Here is a 25,699-nt window from a genome sequence, read left to right on the forward strand (position 1 = left end):
CAAACTATGACTTGGACCAATAATAATGAACGGACAGTGAGATGGTTTCCTGGTGTGAAACTGTTGGTGCTCGTTTCGTTTTTATTCTGCATATTTTCAGACGGAAAGGCATCGATATCGTTGCATAAGGCAAATATCGATCTGTCGAATAATGCAATCATCGATATTTATCAGGACGATCATGGCTATATGTGGATCGGTACTTACGACGGCCTGAATCTTTTTAATGGAAGAAATACCTATGTGTATCGTTTTGAGCCTGATAATAAATATACCCTTTGCAGTAACATTATTAATAAGATATCGGATGGTGGTCCCGGACACCTGTGGATATCCACGTCTATGGGATTGAACAGGTTCTCACTGCGCGACCGCAAAGTAACGGAGTCATATCCGGAATATCCGGAATGTGTTTTAATTGCAACCGACTCATTGGAGAATACATTGGTTATCAGTCAAAAGAACTTTATATCCTGCCATACTGCCCGGACCGGAGCTTTTCAGGATATTTATACCCAAGGCATAAACACGGAAACGACAAAGATATTATTTACTGACCGGCAAGGTGGTTTTTATCTTCTCTCTTCGGACGGAGCTCTGAAGCAACTGGTTCCTGACTATTCCAGACTGCCTTTGACCATACAAATAAAGGAAAACAAAATACATGATGGTCAGATAAGTCAGGCCTTTTATGAAGAGGGTATTATCTATTATTTGGATGCTGACAACAAATTATACCAGTATAGCATAGATAAAAATAGAAAAGAGTATCTGTTCGACCTTTCCGGGTGGATAGAAAAATATGGAAATATAGCCCGTATCGCTTCTTTCCAGTCGAAGCTGTATCTGGTTTTCAGGAACGGCCTGTTGCTGGAACCAGCTTTCCCGGAAGAAGCAGTCGACCTGAATATAGGTGTTTTCAGTATGTTTAAAGACAAAAAACAGAATATCCTCTGGATCGGTACGGATGGGCAGGGAGTCCGGATGCTATATGATAAATATGAACGTTTCGACGGATTATCTCTGGAAAACCTACCTTTTGTGATGCGTAACCCGGTCCGTTCTGTTTATACGGACGAAGATAAGACATTATGGTTCGGGACGAAAGGGGATGGTTTTATCCGTATAAAAGACTATGATTCATACGGGAAAGAACAGATTCCGGCAGATAAGATCGATCGCTATACGATGGCTGACGGTCTTTCCAATAACCGGGTCTATTGTTTTTACAGGAGCCAGTATCATCCTTTGGTTTGGATCGGTACGGATGGCCCCGGTCTTTCCTATTATTCCTATGAAGATGAAAAAGTCCATACGTTGCCCAGTAAAATCGATACACGGATACGGTATGTCCATTCTGTTTGCGAGATAAACGATTCGACATTATGGATGGCAACAACGGGTGACGGGTTGATCGAGGTGATTCTGGAACAGGATAAATCCGGACTGGCGGTTAAATACCTGCAATCTTATCTGTTAGAGAAGGACGGTAAAATATGCAATGAGTTTTATTCCATGTATTATGATGGAAAATCGACTCTCTATCTGGGTAGTCGTGGAGGGTATGGGATGGCACGCTTCGACCTGACTACCAGGCAGTATGATTTCATGTCGATGAATAATTCCGGCAATCAGGCTATCGGTGATGTTTTGAGTTTGTATTACAGCAGCGACTCGACCATTTATCTGGGAGCCAGTTCGGGGATGACCCGGATGAAATGCGACCAGTCGGGAACCTGCGAAGTCTGGCAGTACGACCGGAGTGATGGTATCAGCAATGATATGATTCACGGTATTCTGGAAGATCAGGACGGATGTATCTGGTTGAGTACTAATAAGGGGCTGACAAAATATAATCCCCATAACAGCTTTTTCCATAATTACGGAAGTCAGGAACTGATGGTCACGGAGTTTTCCGATGATGCTTATTGGAAATGTCCTTATACCGGACGTCTGTTTTTTGGCGGCATCGACGGGTTGATATGGATCGATCCCCAGAACGACCGGTTGGAGAGTTATAGTCCCGATCTTCACTTTTTTGAATTGAAGATGGGAGGGGAAACAGTCAGCTTGTACGATTATACGGAAACAAATCCGGTTCCCGTCACTATTCCTCCTGATGTTTCAACCTTCAGTATCTCCTTTGTGGCAACCGATTATATTCATGGAGATAACTATGAATATTCTTATCTGTTGCAGAATTATAATACCAACTGGACAGAGTTACAGAAGAATAATGAAATATCGTTTACCAAACTGCCTTACGGAAATTATACCCTGAAAGTGCGTTACAAGAACGATGTCTATGACTCGAATGCACGGGAATATCTGTTACCGCTGAAGGTTCTCCCTCCCTGGTATCGCGGAACCTGGGCGATCGTTATCTATATCTTTTTGTTATTTGCTTTTTTAGGCTTGCTGGCTTATTGGATCAACAGGCGTATTGCGGAAAAGCAACAACAGGTTGCCCGGAAAATCCATGAAGAACAGAAAGAAAAACTGTATGAAGCCAAATTGAATTTCTTTGCAAATATAACCCATGAGCTTTGTACGCCGTTGACTTTGATAAACGGAGTAGGGGATTATATCCATTCCTATGCGGAGAATACTTCCGATAATAAGTTGAAAAGGTATATCCGTATATTGAGGGACAACGTTATGAGCCTGAATGAACTGATCCAGGAAATCTTGGATTTCCGTAAGATAGAAGAGGCGGGTTTGAACTATTTCAGTATCAAACACATCTCTGTTTCTGATATCATCCGCAGGCAGTATGAATCTTTTACGCCTATCGCCGAGCGGAACGGGATAAAGTTTACCTTGTCTCTGCCGGATCAGCTTTACTGGAATACAGATCCTACCGGATTAAAGAAGATACTGGTCAATCTCGTTTCCAACGCTTTTAAATACGCAGATGAAGCCGGGGATATATCTATCTCTGTCGTTGCGGAAAATGAATCGTTGATCATCCGTGTCTACAACTCGGGTAAAGGTATTTCGGAAACAGACCTGAAAACGATCTTTGACCGGTACCGGATATTGGGCGATCTGGATGGAAACAATTATACACAAACAACCTCCAGGAATGGATTAGGCCTGTTTATCTGTCATAGTATCGTACAATCCCTGCAGGGGAATATAGATGTTCGGAGCGAGGAAGGTAAATATGCCGAATTTATTGTCCGGCTGCCTTATCTCGAAGCAGACGAGGAAGAGACAGAACAGGAGAAAGAGGAACAGGATTCTCCCCTTGTGTCTATCCCTACCGATGAGGGGACAGAGGTGCCGGAGGTCGTTTCTCCGGATAACAAATCCTGTATTCTGGTGGTGGACGATAATAAAGATATCGTCTGGCTGATCAAAGAATCGTTGTCTCCTACATATAATATAGAAGAAGCATATAGCGTGGAAGAAGCTCTCCGTTTCATGGAGCAACAAACGCCGGCCCTTATCATTACGGATATTATGATGCCGGAGATAGATGGCCTGGAGCTGGTCAGCCGTGTAAAATCGGATAAGTTTACCCGCCATATCCCGTTGATCGTAGCTTCTGCCAGAATATCGGAACGCGACCAGGCGGAAGGACTGGATCTGGGTGCGGATGCTTATCTGACGAAACCGTTCTCGTCGGTAGTACTTCGTTCGGTGGTCAATAGGCTGATGACAAGCAAGAAAGAACTGAAAGATTATTATTATTCTCCGGAAAGTGCCTATGAACAGTCCGGCGGCCAGTTGGTCCATCAGGAGGATAAGGAATTCATGGATGCCGTAACAACTATTATCAGGGAAAATCTCGATAAGGAAAATCTGCGTCCGGAGCTGATTGCCGAAAAACTGGGAATGAATACCCGTTCGCTCTACCGTCGTTTCATGAAAATATCACCTCTTACTCCGATTGAGTTTATAAAGGATTACCGGTTCACCTATGCTGCCCAATTGCTGGTGACAACCAATCTGAATGTACAGGAAATTATCTATAAAGTCGGTATATCCAGTAAATCTTATTTCTACCGGGAGTTTGCCGCCAAGTATAATCAGACACCCAAAGAGTACCGAAATAAAGGGTAATTGGTTGATTCTCTGTGAGTGTCCTGGATTACCTAAAAAGTGCCCTGATGTACCAGATGTATATCAGGGCACTTTTTTTGCTTTTCGGGAGTAATCCCGGAAAAGAACGATAAAGTAATATTGCACTCAGATTTGTGAAACCCGATACATGCTTTATTATGAATACAGGATAAATCAGAACAATGAATAAAAGCACTTCGTCCGATTGGCATTTTCGGGCAAGTGTAACTGGGAGTTGTTTTTTTCTTTGGATAGTGAATGCTTTATTGATTTTATTTTGTCTTATGAAGAAGTTGTGTTACATAAATATATTTGTTTTAGTAGTTGGTAGTTTTTTGCTTTCAGCATGTAGGGAGAAGGTTTCAGTGAATGTAAAGGAGTTGTCGGATGGGGACCCTACAACTTATTATACAGGAACAGAGAAACTGAATCGGGTTGTTTTTGATTCTCAATACAGCATTCCTATCCAAAGTTATAAAATTTATTCGTCAGGTGAGGCACCTGCACACGATCCGGTGAACTGGGTGCTGAAAGGTTCCTACGACGGAAAGAACTGGGTGGTGGTAGATGAACGGAAAGACCAGCGTTTCTGTTCCCGTTATCAGGAAATCCTTTGTCCGATAACCAACCCTTCTAACTATAAACAATATATGCTGGAAGCCGAAACCGCCGGGAACGATACGTTGGTGATCGGTGATGTTTCATTCTCCGAAAAGAATTTAGTAACGGACTGGGAAGACTTCAACTATCCCGAAGTCGATTTTGAAGTGCTTGCTCCGGATACCAAAGGGGCAGCGATCTATGCAGACCTGGTACAAGATCCGGATGCTTACATAAAATATCATGCCCGCAAGGTGGCGGAAATCCTTTTTTATACTGCAAAAGATACGATGAATGATGTTCAGACCATTCATTATACGTTGAAAGACTACGACGGTGTTTCTGCCAAATCCGGAAACCCGCCTGCTATCTATATTGAATATAGCACCCGCCATATCGAGAAGTCGATGAATGAATCGCTCTACAAACTGGATTTTGAAACGCGCGGTGTGTTATTCCATGAACTGGTTCATGCTTACCAGTTTGAGCCGAAAGGAATCGGTTCATATTCTACAAACAAAGAATTTTGGGCATGTATCGAAGGAATGGCAGATGCCGTCCGGGCAGAATCCGGCTTTTTCGATATGAGTACCCGCAAACCGGGTGGAAACTGGATGGATGGCTACCGCACGACTGGGTTCTTTATTCAGTGGTTGAAAACCAAAGATCCGGATGCTATCCGTAAATTCCATCTTACAGTCCGTGACCTGGATGTCTGGAGTTTTGACAAGGCGATCAAGAGCATCTTTGGCGAGGAGTCCGGTATTGAAAGCATGTGGAATGAATATCAGGCTTTTTTGACAAAAGAATAAATTAATACTACATACTTATGAAATCTTCAAGATGTTTAGCCTTATTTCTGTCTGTAGCGTTGGCAGGAGGAACATTATTTGCCCGGGAGAAAGTATCTCTGGTCAATCCGATCATCGGAACAAACGGGATGGGGCATACTTTTCCGGGAGCCTGTGTGCCGTTCGGACTGGTACAGTTAAGCCCGGATACCGATACGATTCCGCATAATGTCGACGGTAAGTACCAACCCCGCGCTTACGAATATTGCGCAGGTTACCAACACAAAGACAGTAGTATCGTCGGATTCAGCCATACGCATTTCAGCGGGACCGGCCATTCCGACCTGGGTGATATCCTGATCATGCCTACAACGGGTAAACTGAAACTGAATCCCGGAACTGCAACCGATCCGGATGGCGGCTATCGTTCGCGTTTCTCACACGATACGGAAATATCCCGTCCTGGTTATTATGAAGTGATGCTGGACGATTATGGAGTAAAGGCACAACTGACTACTACCAAACGGGTGGGAGTCCATAAATATACTTTTGCTGAGAATAGCGGTAACCAACGTATCATTCTTGATATGATTCATGGTATTTACAATTACGACGGGAAAGTGCTCTGGACGAATATTCGCGTAGAGAATGATACGTTGGTTACCGGTTATCGTATAACGAATGGTTGGGCGCGGACCAATTACACCTATTTTGCCATGTCTTTCTCTAAGCCGGTCGTTCATTACGGCTGTGATGAAAAGGCGAAAGTGAATTACCGCGGCGGTTACGGCAAGTTCAATATGAAAGAGAACTTCCCGGATATCGGCGGTAGGAAGATCGTCGCTTATTTCGATTTTGATCCGGCTGCTTCGCAAGAGTTGGAAGTGAAGGTTGCCCTTTCCGGTGTCAGTACCGATGGTGCGCTGAAAAACCTGCGTGCTGAAGCATCCGGCTATAGCTTTGACGAATTGGCGGCAAAGGCTTCGGATACCTGGAACAAGGAACTTTCCATTATCGAGGCAAAAGGTACCGATGACCAGCAGGCAATGCTCTATACCTCTTTATATCATACAATGATCAATCCGTGTGTCTATACGGATGTCGACGGTCAGTATCGTGGCCTGGACGGTAATATTCATCAGGCAGATGACTTTACCAACTACACGGTCTTCTCTGTCTGGGATACCTATCGGGCTTTGCACCCGTTATTTAATATCATCAAGCGGCAGGTGAATACCGATATTGCCCGTTCTATGCTGAAACATTGTGAACAAAGCGTACATAAGGCATTGCCGGTGTGGAGCCATATGGCAAACGAGAACTGGTGTATGATCGGTTATCATTCTGTATCCGTATTGGCTGATGCCGTGGCAAAAGGCTTGCCGCTGGATAAAGATGAAGTGCTGAAAGCAATGGTCAGCAGCTCTACCATCCCTTATTACGACGGGACGAAAGAGTTGATGGAAAAAGGATATGTATCCCTCGACCGTAGCGGTAGTGCCGCTTCGCTGACATTGGAGTATTCCTATGACGACTGGACGATTTACAATACTGCCCTACTGGCTGGTAATCGTGAAGTTGCCGATCGCTACAAGAAACGGGCCATGAACTATGTCAATGTATTCGACACCAGTATCGGTTACGCCCGTCCCCGTTATTCGGACGGACGCTGGAAAGAGAATTTCAATCTGTTGAGTACGCATGGCGAAGGTTTTATCGAAGGCAATGGTCTGAACTATTCGTTCTATGTTCCTCAGGATGTCAATCATATGATCGGGTTGATGGGGGGAGACAAGTCTTTCATCTCTAAACTCGATTCACTGTTTACGATGCATCTGCCGGATGAGTTCTTTGCCGAAACGGAAGACGTTACGAAAGAAGGTCTGTTGGGCGGTTACGTTCATGGTAACGAGCCGAGCCACCATATCCCGTTCCTGTATGCCTGGACTACCCAACCCTGGAAAACCCAGTACTGGCAGCGTGAGATCATGAACAAGATGTACCGTAATAATATCGACGGCCTGTGTGGAAACGACGACTGCGGCCAGATGTCGGCCTGGTATATCCTGTCGGCTATGGGATTCTATCCGGTTTGTCCGGGAACAGACCAATATGTTTTGGGAGCTCCTTATCTTCCATATATGAAGGTTTCGCTTGAGAACGGAAAGACATTTGAAGTCAAAGCCGATAAGGTAAGCGATAAGAACCGCTATGTAAAGTCTGTCAAGCTGAATGGTAAACCTTACACAAAAGGATATATCACCCAGCAGGATATCATGAACGGGGGAGAACTGACCTTTGAAATGACATCTTCGCCGAATAAGAAACGTGTATTTACCGGCGACGACAAGCCTTATTCTTTATCTGCTAACTAATCATCATTCTATAAATTTATCCATGAAGAAATTATTTATTCTAGCGATTGCCTTATGCAGCAGCCTTTTCACGATGAAGGCTGCCGGAAAGGCTGATCTGGTGGATTATGTCAATCCGCTGGTCGGCTCACAGTCGAAAATATCTTTGTCAACAGGAAATACCTATCCGGCTATTGCTATGCCGTGGGGTATGAATTTCTGGATGCCTCAAACCGGAAAGATGGGGGATGGCTGGGCCTATACGTATGATGCCGATAAGATCCGCGGCTTCAAACAGACACATCAGCCTAGTCCCTGGATCAACGATTACGGTCAGTTTGCCATTATGCCGATAACCGGCAAGGTGGTTTTCGATCAGGACAAACGTGCCAGCTGGTTCTCTCATAAGGCAGAAGTTGCCAAACCGAATTACTACCGCGTTTACCTTGCCGACCATGATGTGGTGACGGAGATCACTCCGACAGAACGTGCGGCGATGTTTCGCTTCACCTTCCCCGAAACAGATAAATCGTATGTGATCGTCGATGCGTTCGACCGCGGTTCTTATATCAAGATCATCCCGGAAGAGAATAAGATCATCGGCTATACGACCCGTAACAGCGGTGGTGTTCCGGAGAATTTCAAGAACTATTTCGTTGTTGTGTTCGATAAGCCTTTTACTTATAAGGCAGCAGTAGGGGACAATGAAATCCGTAAGGGTGAAACAGAAGCTCAGGAAGATCATACCGGTGCGATTATCGGTTTTTCTACCCGCCGCGGAGAGATCGTTCATGCACGTGTCGCTTCTTCTTTTATCAGTACTGAACAGGCTGAGTTGAATTTGAAAGAGCTGGGTGACCGTTCTTTCGACCAGATCGTTGATGCCGGACGCAAGACATGGAATGAAGTGCTGGGACGTATTCAGGTAAATGACGATAATATCGACAAACTGCGTACATTCTACTCCTGCCTGTACCGTTCCGTTCTTTTCCCGCGTAGCTTTTACGAAGTGGATGCCAATGGAAAAGTGGTGCACTACAGTCCGTATAACGGCGAAGTGCTGTCGGGTTATATGTTTACCGATACCGGTTTCTGGGATACCTTCCGTTGTTTGTTCCCATTCCTGAACCTTGTATATCCGTCGATGAATACAAAGATGCAGGAAGGATTGGTGAATACTTATAAAGAAAGCGGCTTCCTTCCGGAGTGGGCAAGTCCCGGTCATCGCGGTTGTATGGTAGGTAACAACTCTGCTTCAGTTGTAGCAGATGCGTATCTGAAAGGATTGCGTGGTTACGATATCGAAACGCTTTGGGATGCTGTTGTACATGGAGCTAATAATGTACACCCGAAAGTATCATCTACCGGCCGTCGGGGTTTCGACTATTATAACAAGCTGGGGTACGTACCTTATGACGTGAAGATTAACGAAAGTGCGGCTCGTACACTGGAATATGCTTACGATGACTGGGCTATCTATAAATTAGGAAAGGCACTCGGCAAACCTGAATCTGAAATTGCGATCTTTGCGAAGCATGCAATGAACTATAAGAATTTGTTCGATCCCGAAACTAAGCTGATGCGTGGCCGTAATGAAGACGGAACATTCCAGTCTCCGTTTAACCCGTTGAAGTGGGGGGATGCTTTCACCGAAGGTAACAGCTGGCATTATACCTGGTCTGTTTTCCACGATCCGCAGGGATTGATCGACCTGATGGGAGGAAAGTCCGGCTTTAATGCAATGATGGATTCCGTATTCAATGTGCCGCCTTTGTTCGATGACAGTTATTATGGTGGTGTTATCCACGAGATCCGTGAGATGCAGATCATGAATATGGGTAACTATGCACATGGTAACCAGCCGATACAGCATATGATCTATCTGTATAACTACTCCGGCGAACCCTGGAAAGCCCAGTATTGGGTACGTGAGGTGATGGATAAACTTTATTTCGCAACTCCCGACGGCTATTGCGGTGACGAAGATAACGGACAGACTTCTGCCTGGTATGTGTTCTCTGCCCTCGGTTTCTATCCGGTTTGTCCGGGAACTGACCAGTATATCCTTGGTTCCCCGTTGTTCAAGAACGTAACGTTGAATCTGGAAAACGGTAAGAAGGTCGTGATCAATGCAAATAATAACAATGAAGCCAACCGCTACATCTCTTCCATGAAGGTAAACGGCAAGAATTACACCCGTAATTACCTGACCCATGAAGACCTGTTGCGTGGTATGACGATCAATTGCACCATGTCCGATACTCCGAACAAAAAACGTGGTACGGAGGAAAAGGATGCGCCTTATTCATTCTCAAAAGAAATCAAGGAATAAATAGAAAATGATAAGCTAATGTGGCAATATGCCAATGTGCCAATTTAGAAATAATAGAACTATCCAATGAATAGGATGGCTTGATTATTACAGGTTTATTTGCCGTCTGCTTTAGCTGACGGATCAGTAAATAGTTTATCTCTTCGGACTTTAGTCCCATCTTAAACAGTCTCTCTATTTAAGAGAAATGTGGCTAAAGCCAAAAGAGAAATAGCTTGTAAACCGTCAGTTAAAACTGACGGCAAATAAACCAGTAATAATCAAGTTACTTTGATTATGGGATAGTTCACTTCTGCAAAGATATGAAACAACGAATATATACCTTACTCGCTATTTCCTGTTTTGTTCTGACCACTACAGCCCGGAGTGAGAAACTGACAGATTACGTCAGACCTCTGGTTGGAACAGACGGTTACGGGAATGTCTACCCCGGTGCACAGATTCCGTTCGGCGGTATCCAGATCAGTCCGGATACAGACTCTAAATATTACGATGCGGCAGCCGGCTATAAATACAACCATACTTCCATCCTCGGTTTCAGCCTGACGCATCTGAGCGGAACGGGTATCCCCGATCTGGGCGACTTCCTGTTTATACCCGGCACCGGTGAGATGAAACTCGACCCGGGAACCCGCGAAAACCCCGATGAAGGTTACCGCTCGCGTTATACCCATGATCAGGAATGGACTTCTCCCAATTACTATGCCGTCCTGTTACAGGATTACGGTGTGAAAGCCGAAATGACAGCCGGGCTGCGCAGCGGAATGTTCCGTTTCACCTATCCCAAATCGGACAAGTCTTTCATCATGATCGACCTGAACCATACGTTGTGGCAATCCTGCGAATGGTCTAACCTTCGTGTTGAGAACGATTCGACCCTGACCGGCTATAAACTGGTCAAAGGCTGGGGACCGGAGCGCCATGTCTATTTCACCGCCGTCTTCTCCAAAAAGCTGAAAGACTTCCGTATCATGCAGGATAAGAAGCCGGTTATTTACAATACCTCCCGTTTCAGAAGCACGAACGAAGCCTGGGGAAAGAACTTGATGGCTTGTCTTTCCTTTGAAACGGAAGCCGGTGAAGAAGTCATTGTAAAAACTTCTGTCTCCGCAGTCAGCACCGACGGTGCCAAACTGAATATGCAGGAACTGAACGGGATGACCTTCGACGGCCTGAAAGAAAAAGGTATCGACTTATGGGAGCAGGAACTGGAAAAGTATCGCGTGACAGCCGACCGGAAGACAAAAGAGACATTCTATACTTCTGCTTATCATGCCGCTTTGCATCCTTTTATCTTCCAGGATGCCGACGGTAGTTTCAGAGGTCTGGACAAGAATATCGAACAAGCCAAAGGCTTTACGAATTATACGACTTTCTCTTTGTGGGACACCTATCGCGCCTTGCATCCCTGGTTCAACCTGGTTCATCAGGACGTGAACGCCGATATAGCAAATTCCATGCTTGCCCATTACGATAAAAGTACGGAACGCATGCTTCCGATCTGGTCTTTCTACGGCAATGAAACCTGGTGTATGATCGGTTACCATGCTGTTTCAGTCCTGGCCGATATGATCGTGAAAGGTGTCAAAGGTTTTGATTACGAACGGGCATACGAAGCCATGAAGACAACCGCAATGAATAAGCATTACGATTGCCTGCCCGATTACGACCGTAACGGTTATGTCCCCTTCGATAAAGAAGCCGAGTCGGTTTCCAAAACGTTGGAGTATGCCTACGACGATTATTGTATTGCCCGCGCTGCCCAGGCTTTAGGAAAGACGGACGATTATACTTATTTCCTGAACCGTTCCCTCTCTTATCAGACTTTGATAGATCCGGAAACCAAATACATGCGTGGCCGCGACAGTCAGGGAAACTGGCGTACTCCGTTTGCCCCGATTGCTTATCAGGGGCCGGGATCGGTTAATGGCTGGGGCGATATCACCGAAGGCTTTACGATGCAGTACACCTGGACCGTTCCGCATGACGTACAGGGATATATCAACCTGGCGGGAAAGAAGCTGTTCGAGAAACGGCTGGATGAACTCTTTACTGTCGAGCTGCCGGACGATATTCCGGGAGCCCACGACATTCAGGGACGCATCGGCGGTTACTGGCACGGCAACGAGCCTTGCCATCATGTCGCTTATCTGTATAATTACCTGGGTAAGCCGTGGAAATGCCAGAAGTGGGTACGCGAAATAGTCGACCGTTTCTATGGCAATGAACCCGGTTCTCTGAGCGGTAATGACGACTGTGGTCAGATGTCGGCCTGGTATATGTTCAACTGTGCAGGCTTTTACCCGGTTGCCCCGTCCAGTAATATATATAATGTAGGTTCACCTTGCGTCGAGGCACTGACCATTGCCATGAGCAACGGTAAAGAGATCCGCATGACGACCGAAAACTGGTCGAAAGACAACGTGTACGTCAAGGAATTGTATGTGAACGGAAAGAAATACAACAAATCGTATCTGACATACGACGATGTGCAATCCGGTATAACCCTGCATTTCGTTATGAGCGACAAGCCGAATTACAAACGTGCTGTCTCAGCCGATGCCTATCCGGCTTCTTTGTCCTTACCCGGCAAAACAATGCTCTATCAGAAACCTGTTGACAAATAAGACTATGACCATTTAGAAATTTAAGTAACGACGAGTGCAACTTTACCCCTCTCCGAGAGGGGGCAGGGGGTGTGTGATTTTTCTTTCATGCACCCCTTTCTTCTATCATCTCCCGTTCTTTCTTTGTCAGGCTTCCGACTACGATCTCATACGATTTCTTCACCAGCTCTTTAATCTTCTGATCCGGTACATCCTGATTGAAATGGACACTGATCCAATACTTCTTGTTCATGTGCCATCCGGGCGTAATGCCTGCATACTTTCCTTGCAGTTCTCCCGATTCATCCGGATTGCATTTGATACAACAGAAATCAAAGATTTCGATATTCACAAAGCAAAACCATTTGTCCGCAATATAGAAACACAAGACGTCCCGACTGTATTTATCTGCCACATTCGTAAACGGCATCTTCTCATGCACTCCTTTCAATGAAAGGCAGTATTCTCTGAACTCTTCGATATTCATAATCCTGATTAATTAGAACTACACAAAGTTAGCAAAACATCTGTGGTCTGAAAGTACCAGATCTTTGTCTGACAGTATTTATTGTGTATTACCCTGCTCTTCGTACTCTTTAATCTTTGCAGTACAAATTTGCTTTGTAATATTTCTAAGCAATTCCACTTTAGGGACAAGTGCATCGATGTCTTCTTTAGTGACAACAAAGTACGGATTATACCGTGCTTCCACATAAGCAGACTTAAGTAAAGTAAAAAGACGTTTCTCTTCAAGAGTATCTTGTGGAAAAACTGTTTTCAAATCCTCGGAATACCTTTTAGTGGAAGAGGAGAGTTTGGAAAGATTATGTTGCTTGCTATTTCGTAAAGTAAATGTCAACCGAATGGCATAGTAATAATTTTCACAGGCTTGATGTAATAAGAAAGCTTCCATTCTGTAATCTTCATATTCATACGCATACTTAGCCTGTCTTAAAAAACTATTGGCTCTATCATACTTTTCATCAAGATAAGCCTGTGCCTGTTCTTTTATCTCTGCAAAGTTCAGTTTTCTTCTACGAGCTAATTTATGATTTCCACTATTATAAAGGATGATGCCTTCCTGTTTAATTTGTGTATAGAAATACCGTCCTTCTTCCAGATACTTATTCAACATCTTAATATCATCGTTGATAAATTCGACAGGTGTATCCCGGTCAAAATCTTTTCCGGCAAAGAATATATCTTCTACATTATCCAGAACGGTCTCCGCCTTTTTGCTGTTGATGCCGCTTGTTATTACATAAATATCATAATCGGATATTTTGACCGTAGGGATGCCGCCGTCTTCTATTCTTACGCTACGACGCACATAGTTCCCTCTTGCATAGCTACCAAAAAGAATAATAAACTCAGTTTGAGGTAATCTTTTTAATATCTCTTTAACCAGAAAATTCAATTCTGCCTGTTTGTCTTTTGGTAGATAAGCTATTGAGTCTTTCATTATGCTTTATGTTATGTACAACATTACTGTGATGTCCAGTTTTCGATATTGCGCTCTTCGGCACTGAAATTGGCACCAACTTTGATTAGTTGGCGGCCATCGGACTGGTAAGGGATGAGATAGCCCTTATCGTCGATCTGGCGGAGGGCTTCTTCCACGGTACCGTCGAGTTTGAACTCGAAGACGTAGATGTAGTCGCGGGTTTTCACCACGGCATCGGCACGACCGCGGGCACTGCGCACTTCGGCCTCCGTGAACTGTCCCATAAGCTTGAAGACGAGATAGAAGACGGCCTGATAGTGGCGTTCGGTCTTGTCATTCAGTTCGTAGGGAATATCGGCAAAGAAGGCACGCAGGCGCTCCATAAAGGCATCGACGTCCCCCGACTCAAGTTCTATGACGAATCTGCTGATATAGAAGGGACTTTCGGTAGAGGGGATAGCAGTGTAAAAGGGAGCGATAAAGCTGAGGAATCCGTATTTTACCTCTTCGTTTGGGAATCCCAGGGTATAAAGGCGGAATTCTTTGTCGTAGTCTTTAATCGTCAGGTAACCGCTTTGATAGATCACCGGGATGGGACGTTGCACGTCGGCTCTATAATCGGCAAAACCATCGACTGCCATTTGTACGCCGTCGATGTCGCGCAGATCATAATCTGTCTTTTTCAGCAGCTCAACGAGGAAGGTCGGGGTTCCGGTCTTAAACCAGTAGTTGTCGAATTGACTTCTATCCAACACATTCAAGACGCTGAAGGGGTTGAAGATACCTTCCTGCCCAAACATGAAATGGTAACCGTCGTAGAGGCGTGTCATGGTTTCGCGTGTCTCTTCGGGAGTGAGGTCGTTGTCTTCGGCCAACTCTTTCAGTTCGGGTTCGAAATTGTCGGCTATCTCTTGCCAGGTGAGGCCGCAAATCTCGTTATAGCGCTTGTCCATACTTATATCGTTCAGCTGGTTGAGGTCGCTGAATACGCTGACCTGGCTGAATTTGGTGACGCCTGTCAATAGATAGAATCTCAGATATTGGTCGGCACTTTTCAGTACGCCGTAGAACGCTTTCAAGGTATCCTTGTAGGCGGAATGGAGTGCTTCTTTATGCAGCGATTGTAATAGCGGCTTGTCGTATTCGTCAACCAGGACAACGGCGGGGTGGCCTGTTTGCTCGGCAGCACGGCGTATCACCCCTTTAAAACGAAGGGAAAGGGTTGTTTCATCCTCCCCTTTTCCGTAGATTTCTTCCCATTGTGTCAGTTGGTTGCTGAGCAGGGCGTCCAACTGTTCGGGGGCGTCGAACTTTTCGGCATTCAGATCTATGTGCAATACCGGATAGGTGATCCAGTCTTTTTCCAGCTGCTCGATGGCAAGTCCTTCGAATAGCTCCTTTTGCCCTTTGAAGTAGGCCTCGAAGGTCGATATCAGCAAGCTTTTGCCGAATCGCCGTGGACGGCTCAGAAAATAAGAACCTCCGCTGTTGGCCAGTTCATAAACAAGGGCTGTTTTGTCGACATACAGGAATTGATTGTCGCGGATCTTTTTGAAACTCTGCACCCCGATCGGGAATTTGCGTAAGATTGATCTAGCCATAGTTGTACTGCTTTATAAAGTAGCAAATATAGTTATTTAATTTGAATTCTGCCGCAGGTTGCTGTCGGCACATTTGTCTATGCGGGCGATATATCCTCTGCTTGCGGCGGCAACGAATACACCCTGTGTGTCCGGTATCCCATCTTGATCACTATTCCATCCTTCATAAACTGTTTCATATCCTCCGTAGCCCGGTAGCGGCTGCAACCGTTCAACGACGCATAATCCGTCAGATTGATATACGGATTGTTTTGCAGGTATCTGAGCATTTTCTTTTTCCGGTCTTCCTGTTCGTTGGAAGTCATATTTTCTCTTTTGATTTTTATCGGTCGCTCCTTGTTGACCAATGTTTTCAATCGTTTGGAACAGCGGAAGTTTACCCCGTCAGCCCTCGCAAAGAAGACAGTCCGGCCTTTCTCATCCGTTTTCTGTAACGTTTTGAGGGCAGGGGAGAAGTGCCCCAATCCTTCCAGTTCCACACAATATCCGTTGGATAAATTCCTTCCGATATAAGTAATCAATGCCTCGATCGCTCCTTTCACATCTGCCGAAGTGAGGGTACTCGAATCAGAGAGGTATTCACAGACGTCTTCCATTCTCATGGTCCCTTTGGATATAAGCCGGGCGCAAGACTGTTGCTCCTTGCCGCTGGTGTTAGGGGCCTTGTATACTCCGAATTTAATTCTTCCCATAATCGTTTAATTTTAGTACTGATATAGTTGTTATTACCTCGGATGTATCTTAGACAAGGTGCGTCCGAATCTTATTTATCTGCCTATATAATCTGTTGCCGACGCTGTCGACAATATTGTTGACACTGTCGAAAGCTTTGCCGACACTGTCGTTTATTTTGCCGACAGTGTCGGCAACAACTTCCCCGCCTTCCAAAGATACTGAACATTGGGTCAGAAAGCAAGTAACTCAAGGCTTATTTGAGTTAAGATGCAGACATTTCCTGTCAGGTCGCGGTAAAGTAGATGCGTCCTTACGCCGTCATCTTCAAAATGTCTTCAATATTCCCTCTTAGTTTTGCCGCAAAAAAACGAGAGATGAAGACGTTATTGATTGGTTTGGGGCTTAGTTGTTGCCTGCTTTCAGTAAAGGGACAACAGGTTTCGTATACATTGGATTATTATCTGGAATCGGCGCGGGAGAACAGTCCTCTTATTCAGGATTACAGGAATCAGAAAGAAATTGAGGTTTATGAACGACAACGGCTGAAAGCATTATACACTCGTTCGAAGGTAACACTGAACGGAGATTACCTCTTTGTTCCTGTCATCTCGAAGGATAACGGGAAGACTTCTTTTGAATGGAATCCGCAGGATGGGGTCGATTATTATGGTTATGATCTGGGACAGAGCAGTGGTCATTTTCAGGCGGGAGTGACCTGGACGCAGCCGTTGCTGGGGCACAGTGCCTATAAAGTAGCTGACGAGCAAGCACGGATGAATACGGAGATACTGAACGATAAGATGCATCTGGAGCAACATCAGTTGGAGCGGGTGGTAACGGAACAGTATCTTCTTTGCCTGCTGGATAGTAAACAGATAGCCTTTGCCGATTCTGTCGGACAACTGCTCGACCGTCAGGCTGCCGTTGTCCGGCATTTGGCGGAAAGCGGTCTGGCAAAGCTTTCGGATTTGCAACTGGTGACGATAGAACGGCAGAGTAATCAGGAGATGAAGATCGCTTCGCGGCAATCTTTTTATACGCATTTGATGGATTTGAATATGCTGTGCGGTATCAAAGATACTGCGGTGGTTTTGTTGGAAGAACCGGCTTTGACGCTACGGCTGCTTCCTGCCGCTTCGTCGGCCTTTATGGAGCAATACCGGTTGGATAGCCTGAACACGCTTATGTCTCTGCATTCGTTCAACGTACAATATAAACCACAGCTCCATTTGTTTGTCGACGGAGGTCTGCGTATCTCGGAGTTTGCTTCCATGCAGAAGCATTTCGGGATGAGTGCGGGGCTTACCTTTTCATGGACGTTGTATGACGGCAAACAAAAACGGCTGATGGAGAAGCAGGCGCGTGCCCGTATGAACAGCATCGCTTTCTATAAAGACAATTTCAATATGCAACAGGAGTTACGCAGGCAACAATATCTGACGGAACTGAAGACCTACGGGGAAAGGTGCCGGTTGCTGCAAAACCGTCTGGCGGAATACCGGCAGGTACTTGCGGGCTACAGGAAAGAGATGCAGGCAGGCGAATTATCTGTCATCGATTATATTACCGTGCTGAGGAACAGGATAGAAGCAGAAAAAGAATATATATTACTGGAGACAAACCGTCAATTACTCATCAATACTTTTAATTACTGGAATTGGTAATAAATATCATATCTTATGAAATGTATCGTATTATTACTGGCAATATGCCTGACTGCCTGCGGGCGGTCATCCGGCGATGCGGAGACTTCCTATGAGAAGCCCCGGACATCCGTTACGCTGACACATGTTACACCCGGCAGGATCAGGAGCGAAATCGTACTTTCCGGTACGACTGTCTATCAGAACAAAACGATAGTTACGGCTCCTATCCCTTCCTTTATTTCTGAAGTAAATGTACAACCCGGTATGAAGGTAGAGGCTGGTCAGCTTCTTTACAAATTGGAAAGCAAGGAACACCGTGCCTTGTCCGGTGAACCGCAGGAAAACAGGTTGGGGATGGTGGCTGTCAGAGCGGCTGCCTCCGGAATCGTAACGTCTGTGATGCAGCAAACAGGCAGTTTCGTTGCCGAAGGGACTGCCCTTTGCACGCTTGCCGATCTGAACAGCCTGGTCTTTGAGTTGAACGTGCCTTACGAACAAAGCCGTTATATTATACCGGGGAAGACCTGTACGATCGTATTACCGGATGCGACGGTCTTGAAGGCTGTTATCCGGACTCCGCTGGCGACTATGAACACCGCTTCGCAGGTCCAGCAGGTAGTGGCCCACGCTCGTTCGTCTTTCTTGCCTGAAGGATTGACCGTCAAAGTGCTGGTCGATACCGGACATACCGGAAATGAAATCAGGCTTCTGCCTAAAGCAGCCATACAAAGCGATGAGATGCTGACCGGTTATTGGGTGATGAAGCTGGCAGACGATAGCACTGCTGTCCGGATTCCCGTAATCATAGGAAATAGTTCAGCGGACAGTATCGAGATAGTATCCCCTTTGTTTTCTGCTTCCGACCGCATTGTCCTGAGCGGCAGTTACGCATTGGAAGACAGTGCCCGTGTCGTTATCCTCAAATAGAAAGCAGCAATGAACACAATACAGAAAAGAAGTTTTCATCAGCTCTATAGCAAACCGATCCTCTTTTTCGGTTTATTGTTGCTGATGGCCGGTATCTTTTGTTATACCCGTATGCAGACGAATCTGTTTCCGGAAGTGTTGTTCCCGCGTATTACCGTCATTGCCGATGCGGGGCAGCAGCCGGTAGACAGGATGATGATTACCGTGACCAAACCTCTGGAAAGTGCAGTAAAGAAAGTGCAGGGAGTAACCGTGGTGAAAAGCAGCACCAGTCGGGGCAGTTGCGTGATCGAAGTGTATTTTAACTGGGGACTGGATATCTACGCGCTCAAAACTCAACTGGAAAGCCGGATTAACGAGATAAAAAGTTTCCTTCCGGCAGGGATTGTCATTTCTGCCGAGGCGATGAACCAGTCTTTGTTCCCGGTGTACGGTTATACGCTGGAGAGTAAAACACATAGCCGTATCGCGTTGCGGGATGTGGGTAATTTGATCGTGCGGCCTGTCTTTTCACAGGTTAAAGGGATCAGCAACGTGGTCGTGAGAGGCGGGAAGGCTAAAGAGTTTGTCGTTATTCCGGATGCGGTACGGATGTCTTCCCTCGGCATCACTCCGGAGTTGGTAAAAAGTGTCTTTGAACAGACTAACTTTGTGCTGGGCAATGGGAATGTGGCGGATTATAACCGTTTGTATCTGACCCTGACCGATACCCGTATCAATGATATGCAGGAACTGGAGAACACGATCATCCGCAACGACGGTGTCCGTACGGTCCGCCTGAAAGATATCGCCTGTGTGGAAGTGCAGGAACAACAGGAGTTTCTGAAGATCAATGCCGGAGGGAATGATGCCGTACTGATCGACCTGGTCAAGCAGCCGGGAGTCAACCTGCTCGAATTTGCCCGGGATGTGGAAGCTCGGGCAGATGAGGTCCGGGAACAGCTTCCCGCAGGCTATGAGTTGAAACCTTATTACAATCAGAGTGCTTTTGTCGGCGACAGCATACACAGCGTTATAAAGACGATTTATGAAGGATTGTTCCTCGCCATTGTAGTTATGATTCTTTTTCTGCGCTCCTGGCGTGCGAGTCTGGTGGTTATGCTGACCATTCCGGTGACACTGGCTTTTAGTATTTTACTGGTTTATCTGGCTGGTATCACGATCAATATCATGTCGTTGGGAGCCATAGCCGCTTCTGTTGGACTGATAATAGACGATGCGATCGTTATTATCGAACAGATTTACCGGGAGCATGAAGAGCGTCCCGGAACCGACCGGTTTACGGTTGTCCGGCATGCCATACGGAATCTGTTTCCGGCAATGGTCGCTTCTTCGCTGGCTACCATCGTGATTCATTTCCCGTTCCGGCTGATGAGCGGGTTGGCGGGAAGTTTCTTTAAAGAGTTGTCCGACACGATGCAGTTGACGATGGTGGCTTCGTTTCTGGTGACCTGGCTTTTACTTCCGGTCTTTCATCTGATGATCGGCTATAAAAAGGCATTCGGACCGAAGCGGGCAGATGCTCCGGCCGATAATAATATGGAAGAGAAAGCCGTTCATAAAGTTCACTGGCTTACCGTACTTTACGGCAAACCGTGGATTGCCGTCTGCTTTGTCCTTTTTCTGGCAGGGAGCGGATGGTTCGCTTCTTCACGACTGACTACCGGTTTCCTGCCTGATCTGGATGAAGGGACGATCGTACTCGACTATCATTCTCCCTCCGGTACGGATATTGAAGAGACTGATCGTCTTTGTCGGCAGATGGAAAAGATTATTCTGGCGCATCCCGATGTGGATACTTATTCCCGTCGTACTGCTTTGGGGATGTCTTTCAAGACGCGTCCGAGTAATTTCGGAGATTATCTGATCCAACTGAAGAAGGTGAGGACGAAGACGACGCCGGAGGTGATCAGTGACCTCCGTCACTCTCTTTCTTTAGTTGTTCCGGCCATGACCATTGACTTCGGGCAACGTATTTCCGATCTGCTGGGTGATCTGATGAGCACACCCAAACCCATTGAAGTGAAAATATTCGGAAATGATTATGCTACTTTGCAGGAGCTGGCAGCCCGGGCGGAGGAGGTGATGAGAACTGTGCCCGGCGTAGTGGATATCGATAACGGACTGATTCCTGCCGGAGCTTCCCTGGTTTTTATCCCCGACCAGGAACGATTGTCGCAATTCGGTATCTCGTTGACAAACTTTCAGGAGCAACTGACTGCATATACAGGGGGTGTTCCGTTGGGACTTCATGCAGACGTCATCGAGCCTAACCCGGCACAGGCGGCTATGACCGGTGGTTTACAGATCGGTTCTATTCAGGAGGGAGAACAGATGAGGCGTATCTTGTTGCGTTTTACCGACTTTGCGGACAACTCACCCGAAAAGCTCCGTAACCAGTTGATTTTCCTTCCCGACGGAAGTACGCGCCCGCTTTCTTTCTTTTGCCGGGTAACAGTCATTCCCGGTGAAATAGAACAACGGCGTGAAGACCTGAAAAGTAACATCACCCTGACTGCACGCCTGGAAAATCGTGATCTGGGTAGCGCGGTGGGTGACCTGCAACAGGCGTTTGCCCGGCAATTGACGTTACCTGCAGGTTGCAGCCTTGTCTACGGAGGCGCTTACTCCGAGCAACAGCAATCGTTTAAAGAGTTATTGTTGATTCTCGGTCTGGCAATCTTGTTGGTGTTTGGTGTACTTATGTCCTTGTTCCGGCAGTGGAGGATTTCATTGGCTGTGCTGTTTATCTCGGTAACGGGTATCTGTGGTTGCCTGCTGGCATTGTGGGTGACAGGTGTTCCGTTGAATGTCAGCAGTTATACGGGGATAATTATGATTGTCGGTATTATTGCGGAGAACTCTATCTTCACGGTCCATCAGTATCGTATGAACCGGAAAGCCGGTGGCGATGTGGCGGGATCTGTCAATTATGCCATCGCTTTGCGTATCCGTCCCAAACTGATGACGGCCATAGGGGCGATCCTGGCACTGATGCCGTTGGCTCTCGGTATCGGTATGGGGGCACAGATGCAGCAACCGCTGGCTGTAGCCGTCATAGGAGGGTTTGTTGCCGGGCTGCCGTTGCTGCTGATCGTTCTGCCGAGCCTGATGATGTTAATTTATAAACGGTAAAAAGAATTCTCAGGAAATATGTAAATTTGTCATATCCTAATCAGTATGTATTATGTGGAAATATTATGCGCTTCTATCGGCTCTCTTTGCTGCCTTAACGGCTATATTTGCGAAAGTGGGTGTCAAAGGTATTAATTCAGACCTGGCAACGGCTATCCGGACGTTGGTTATTTTGTTGATCACGTGGGGGATCGTATTCTTCGGTAATCATGTCGGTGAGATAAAAGAGATCAACCGGCATACATGGACTTTTCTTATTCTGTCGGGGATAGCGACGGGACTGTCCTGGTTGTTTTATTTCAAGGCGATACAGGAAGGGGATGTTTCACGTGTGGCTCCGATCGATAAGCTGAGCGTTGTTCTCACGATCTGTCTTTCTTTCCTCTTTCTGAAGGAACCTGTAAGTTTGAGAGTGATTATCGGCGGACTGCTGATAACCGGTGGAAGCATTTTAATGATTGTGAAATGAAACTGTTGATCATTGAAGACGAACGGGAATTGTCCGGCAGCATTGCCGCCTTCCTCAATTCCGAGAACTATTTGTGTGAGCAGGCTTTTACTTTCGGGGAGGCGATGGAGAAAGTCAATTTATACGATTACGACTGTATCCTGCTGGACCTGATGCTGCCCGGAGGCAACGGTTTGGATATCCTGCGGGAGATAAAACGGCAGAACAATCCGGCGGGAGTGATCATCGTTTCAGCGAAAGACTCTCTGGATGATAAGGTGAACGGTTTGAAGATCGGGGCTGATGATTATCTTGCCAAGCCTTTCCATCTGCCTGAACTGAGTATGCGTATTTATGCTATTATCCGCCGCAGGCAGTTTTCAAGCAGCAATACGTTGTGTAGCAACGATATCAGTGTCGACCTGTTAAGCAAAGAAGTCCATGTAAAGGACCGGATAGTGGTTCTGACCAGGACAGAATATGAGTTGTTGCTTTTCTTTATCGGAAATCGTAACAAGGTGATCTCTAAAAGTGCCCTTGCCGAACACCTGAGCGGTGATATGGCCGATATGCTGGATAACCAGGATTTTGTATATGCCCATATCAAGAACCTGAAGGCCAAGCTGGCGGAAGCCGGTGCGGACGATTGTATCAAGAACGTGTATGGAACCGGATATAAATGGATCGAATGAAAAGTTTGTTACATAAAAGCCTGACGCAGTTTATCGTCTGTGCAGCTGTGTTGTTGTTGCTTGCTACTCCTTTGTTCTATTATCTGACGAAGTATTTTTATGCCGAGGATCTGATAGATATAATAGAGGCGGTAGAGGCGGGAAATCCGTTGCCGGCAATGGATCTGGAGAGGGATCTGCTGGTCGGAGTGGTTCTGCAGTTTGTGTTGATCACCGGTGTGTTGAGTATTGCCCTTGTCCTGATGATGAGGCTTATTTCCAAGCGCCTGTGGATACCTTTCGACGATACGCTCCGGCGTATAGAGAGATTCTCTCTCGAAGGAGGAAGTATTCCCCGGTTTATGCCGAATGACACACAGGAGTTTACCCGGCTGAATGCCGCCCTTACCCAGCTGATGAAAAAGAACCTGGAGAGCTACCGTTTGCAGAAGGAGTTTACGGAGAATGCTTCGCACGAACTGCAAACCCCTTTAGCTGTGTTTCAAAGCAAACTGGATCTGTTGTTGCAGCAGTCCGATATGACGGAAGAACAGGCGGAGATCGTCCAGAGCCTGTATGAAGTGACGCGCCGCCTGTCCCGCCTGAATAAAAACCTGTTGCTGCTTGCCCGTATCGAGAACGATCAGTATAAACAGATGGAAGAGATGGATGTGGCGCGGACTTTGAAAGAAATGTTGCCTTTACTGGAAAAGCTGACGGAAGGGATAACGGTGCATACGGATCTCGGAGCTCTTCCGGTTCAGGTAGAGGCCAACCGGACGTTATTGGAAAGCCTGATAAATAACCTGATTATAAATGCTGTGCGTCATAATGTGAAAGGCGGGGAAATCTTTATTTCCGTAACGGATCGTCGGCTGACCATCGCGAATACGTCGGCGGAGGCGGGTTTGGACGAGCAGTTGTTGTTCAGCCGTTTTTACCGTCCTTCGGAGAAGGTGCAGGGGAACGGTTTGGGGTTGGCTATCGCAAAGGCTATATGTGAATATCATGGTTGGCATATACATTATATATATAAGGAAGGTTTGCATCGGTTTACCGTATCTTTCGACAAGAAGGAAGTAGGCTGACCAAATTCAAATTGTCTACAAAATTGCTTTCTAGTTTTGCTGCCGTCATTCATAGTTATATTCAATGATGCGTAGCAAACTATTCTTTTTATTCTTATTATCTGTCTCTTGGGGTGTGCATGCACAGGTCGATACTGTAAAGATCTTTCCCCGTGAGAGTGGCTTTCAGCGGACTATAAACAAGGTGACTTCTTCGCGGGCTTATCAGATGACTTATATCGGTGTCCCGCTTGTTGTCGGAGGGTTGATCGTGAAAAGTGAAGACGATCATTTCCGGCAGTTGAGGAATGCTTACCTGCCTGCGTTCAGCCGCCGTTACGATGATTATACCCAATATCTTCCGGCTGCCGTGATGCTGGGAATGAAAGCGGGAGGCGTGGAAAGTCGAAGTTCGTGGGGACGGATGCTGGTTTCGGATGCTTTTTCCGCTGTGATCATGTCGACGGTGGTGGGGCAGTTGAAAGTTCATACCAAAGTGATGCGTCCTGATGGTTCCAACGATCATTCTTTTCCGTCCGGCCATACGGCAACGGCATTTATGACGGCGACAATGATGAGCAAAGAATATGGTTTCAAAAGTCCGTGGTATAGTATCGGGGCTTATTCGGTAGCCACTGCGACCGGGCTTACGCGGATGGCAAACAACAAGCATTGGCTGAGTGATATCCTGGCAGGGGCCGGTTTCGGTATCTTGTCGACGGAGTTGGGATATTTCTTTGCTGACCTGATCTTCAAAGAGAAAGGGCTGAACCGTTCCGCTTCTTCTGAGACATTCGATCGTTTCCATGTTCCTTCATTTCTGGGGCTTCATCTGGGGCTTAGTGTTATTCCCGGCGAGTATCGCTTAAATGGTCATTCCCGGATGAGTTTTTCTTCCGGTAGCAGTGCGGGTGTCGAGGGTGCTTGGTTCATCAACCCGTATGTCGGGTTCGGCGGAAAGTTCACGGCAGCGAATATGTCTGTGATCTTGAATGAGGTAGCCGAAGACGAGTCGTTGGATTGGATAGCGGGATATGCCGGAGCATACTTCTCTTATCCGTTGGCTTCCCGTCTGTTGGTCGGTAGTAAGTTGCTGGCCGGATACGGTCACTATTCCGCGTGTGACCTGTCGACCGTGACAATCGGTAATAGGGGCGGTATGAGTATGGAAACGGGCGGTTCGATGACGTTTCTGGCTAAACAGAATCTGGGGGTAAAGTTCTTTCTGGATTACAATTTGACGCCGGTGGCTGCCCCGTCCGATAAGAAGTGTACACAGATCCTTACGGTGGGGAGTTCTATTTCGGTAACGTTTTAATCAGGGAGAGATCGGT

Annotated in this window: 16 protein-coding genes; 12 read left to right on the plus strand and 4 right to left on the minus strand. The window is 46.4% G+C overall.

Features of this window, described 5'->3' with window-relative positions; genetic code table 11:
• Positions 1 to 6 precede the first annotated feature (6 nt).
• The 5 genes from DWW23_RS04790 to DWW23_RS04810 all read left to right on the plus strand — a co-directional run bounded on the left by DWW23_RS04790 (position 7) and on the right by DWW23_RS04810 (position 12,772).
• Positions 7 to 4,068, plus strand: coding sequence for a hybrid sensor histidine kinase/response regulator transcription factor (locus tag DWW23_RS04790; RefSeq protein WP_122352142.1), 4,062 nt, complete (start codon positions 7 to 9; stop codon positions 4,066 to 4,068).
• A 284-nt stretch (positions 4,069 to 4,352) separates the two neighbouring features.
• Positions 4,353 to 5,480 carry a basic secretory protein-like protein gene (locus DWW23_RS04795; protein WP_122352143.1) on the plus strand — a complete coding sequence of 376 codons (1,128 nt, stop codon included), beginning with the start codon at positions 4,353 to 4,355 and terminating at the stop codon, positions 5,478 to 5,480.
• A gap of 17 nt (positions 5,481 to 5,497) precedes the next feature.
• Complete coding sequence (locus tag DWW23_RS04800) at positions 5,498 to 7,834, plus strand: GH92 family glycosyl hydrolase (RefSeq protein WP_122352144.1); 2,337 nt, start codon at positions 5,498 to 5,500, stop codon at positions 7,832 to 7,834.
• 22 nt (positions 7,835 to 7,856) lie between these two features.
• Positions 7,857 to 10,145: a GH92 family glycosyl hydrolase gene (locus tag DWW23_RS04805; RefSeq protein WP_122352145.1), complete on the plus strand. Its 2,289-nt coding sequence runs from the start codon at positions 7,857 to 7,859 to the stop codon at positions 10,143 to 10,145.
• Between the two features lie 302 nt (positions 10,146 to 10,447).
• Entirely contained in the window at positions 10,448 to 12,772 is a 2,325-nt protein-coding gene (locus DWW23_RS04810) for a GH92 family glycosyl hydrolase (RefSeq protein WP_122352146.1), read from the plus strand.
• 85 nt (positions 12,773 to 12,857) lie between these two features.
• Here DWW23_RS04810 and DWW23_RS04815 read toward each other — a convergent pair whose 3' ends face one another.
• From DWW23_RS04815 to DWW23_RS04830, 4 genes are all read right to left on the minus strand, one after another.
• Entirely contained in the window at positions 12,858 to 13,238 is a 381-nt protein-coding gene (locus DWW23_RS04815; RefSeq protein ID WP_122352147.1) for an MmcQ/YjbR family DNA-binding protein, read from the minus strand.
• 78 nt (positions 13,239 to 13,316) lie between these two features.
• The gene (locus DWW23_RS04820) at positions 13,317 to 14,213 is read right to left on the minus strand and encodes a HEPN domain-containing protein (RefSeq protein WP_122352148.1); all 897 of its coding nucleotides are present in this window, start codon (positions 14,211 to 14,213) and stop codon (positions 13,317 to 13,319) included.
• Positions 14,214 to 14,236: 23 nt separating this feature from the next.
• Positions 14,237 to 15,796 carry an ATP-binding protein gene (locus DWW23_RS04825; protein WP_122352149.1) on the minus strand — a complete coding sequence of 520 codons (1,560 nt, stop codon included), beginning with the start codon at positions 15,794 to 15,796 and terminating at the stop codon, positions 14,237 to 14,239.
• A gap of 77 nt (positions 15,797 to 15,873) precedes the next feature.
• Positions 15,874 to 16,488, minus strand: a complete 615-nt coding sequence (locus tag DWW23_RS04830) for an HU family DNA-binding protein (RefSeq protein ID WP_122352150.1) — start codon at positions 16,486 to 16,488, stop codon at positions 15,874 to 15,876.
• A gap of 357 nt (positions 16,489 to 16,845) precedes the next feature.
• On the opposite strand from DWW23_RS04830, the gene DWW23_RS04835 reads away from it, so the two are divergent.
• The 7 genes from DWW23_RS04835 to DWW23_RS04865 all read left to right on the plus strand — a co-directional run bounded on the left by DWW23_RS04835 (position 16,846) and on the right by DWW23_RS04865 (position 25,683).
• Positions 16,846 to 18,135, plus strand: a complete 1,290-nt coding sequence (locus tag DWW23_RS04835; protein WP_122352151.1) for a TolC family protein — start codon at positions 16,846 to 16,848, stop codon at positions 18,133 to 18,135.
• A 15-nt stretch (positions 18,136 to 18,150) separates the two neighbouring features.
• The gene (locus tag DWW23_RS04840; RefSeq protein WP_122352152.1) at positions 18,151 to 19,044 is read left to right on the plus strand and encodes an efflux RND transporter periplasmic adaptor subunit; all 894 of its coding nucleotides are present in this window, start codon (positions 18,151 to 18,153) and stop codon (positions 19,042 to 19,044) included.
• 9 nt (positions 19,045 to 19,053) lie between these two features.
• Positions 19,054 to 22,179: an efflux RND transporter permease subunit gene (locus DWW23_RS04845; RefSeq protein ID WP_122352153.1), complete on the plus strand. Its 3,126-nt coding sequence runs from the start codon at positions 19,054 to 19,056 to the stop codon at positions 22,177 to 22,179.
• Between the two features lie 52 nt (positions 22,180 to 22,231).
• Positions 22,232 to 22,648: an EamA family transporter gene (locus DWW23_RS04850; RefSeq protein WP_075556725.1), complete on the plus strand. Its 417-nt coding sequence runs from the start codon at positions 22,232 to 22,234 to the stop codon at positions 22,646 to 22,648.
• Complete coding sequence (locus tag DWW23_RS04855; RefSeq protein WP_122352154.1) at positions 22,645 to 23,319, plus strand: response regulator transcription factor; 675 nt, start codon at positions 22,645 to 22,647, stop codon at positions 23,317 to 23,319. Before DWW23_RS04850 ends, DWW23_RS04855 begins: the two co-directional genes overlap by 4 nt.
• Positions 23,316 to 24,386: a HAMP domain-containing sensor histidine kinase gene (locus DWW23_RS04860; RefSeq protein ID WP_199664119.1), complete on the plus strand. Its 1,071-nt coding sequence runs from the start codon at positions 23,316 to 23,318 to the stop codon at positions 24,384 to 24,386. The genes DWW23_RS04855 and DWW23_RS04860 overlap by 4 nt, the downstream gene beginning before the upstream one ends.
• 64 nt (positions 24,387 to 24,450) lie before the next feature.
• Positions 24,451 to 25,683 carry a phosphatase PAP2 family protein gene (locus DWW23_RS04865; protein ID WP_122352156.1) on the plus strand — a complete coding sequence of 411 codons (1,233 nt, stop codon included), beginning with the start codon at positions 24,451 to 24,453 and terminating at the stop codon, positions 25,681 to 25,683.
• Positions 25,684 to 25,699 lie beyond the last annotated feature (16 nt).

This window comes from Parabacteroides sp. AF14-59 (genome assembly GCF_003479515.1).
In the GTDB taxonomy this organism is placed as follows: domain Bacteria; phylum Bacteroidota; class Bacteroidia; order Bacteroidales; family Tannerellaceae; genus Parabacteroides; species Parabacteroides faecis.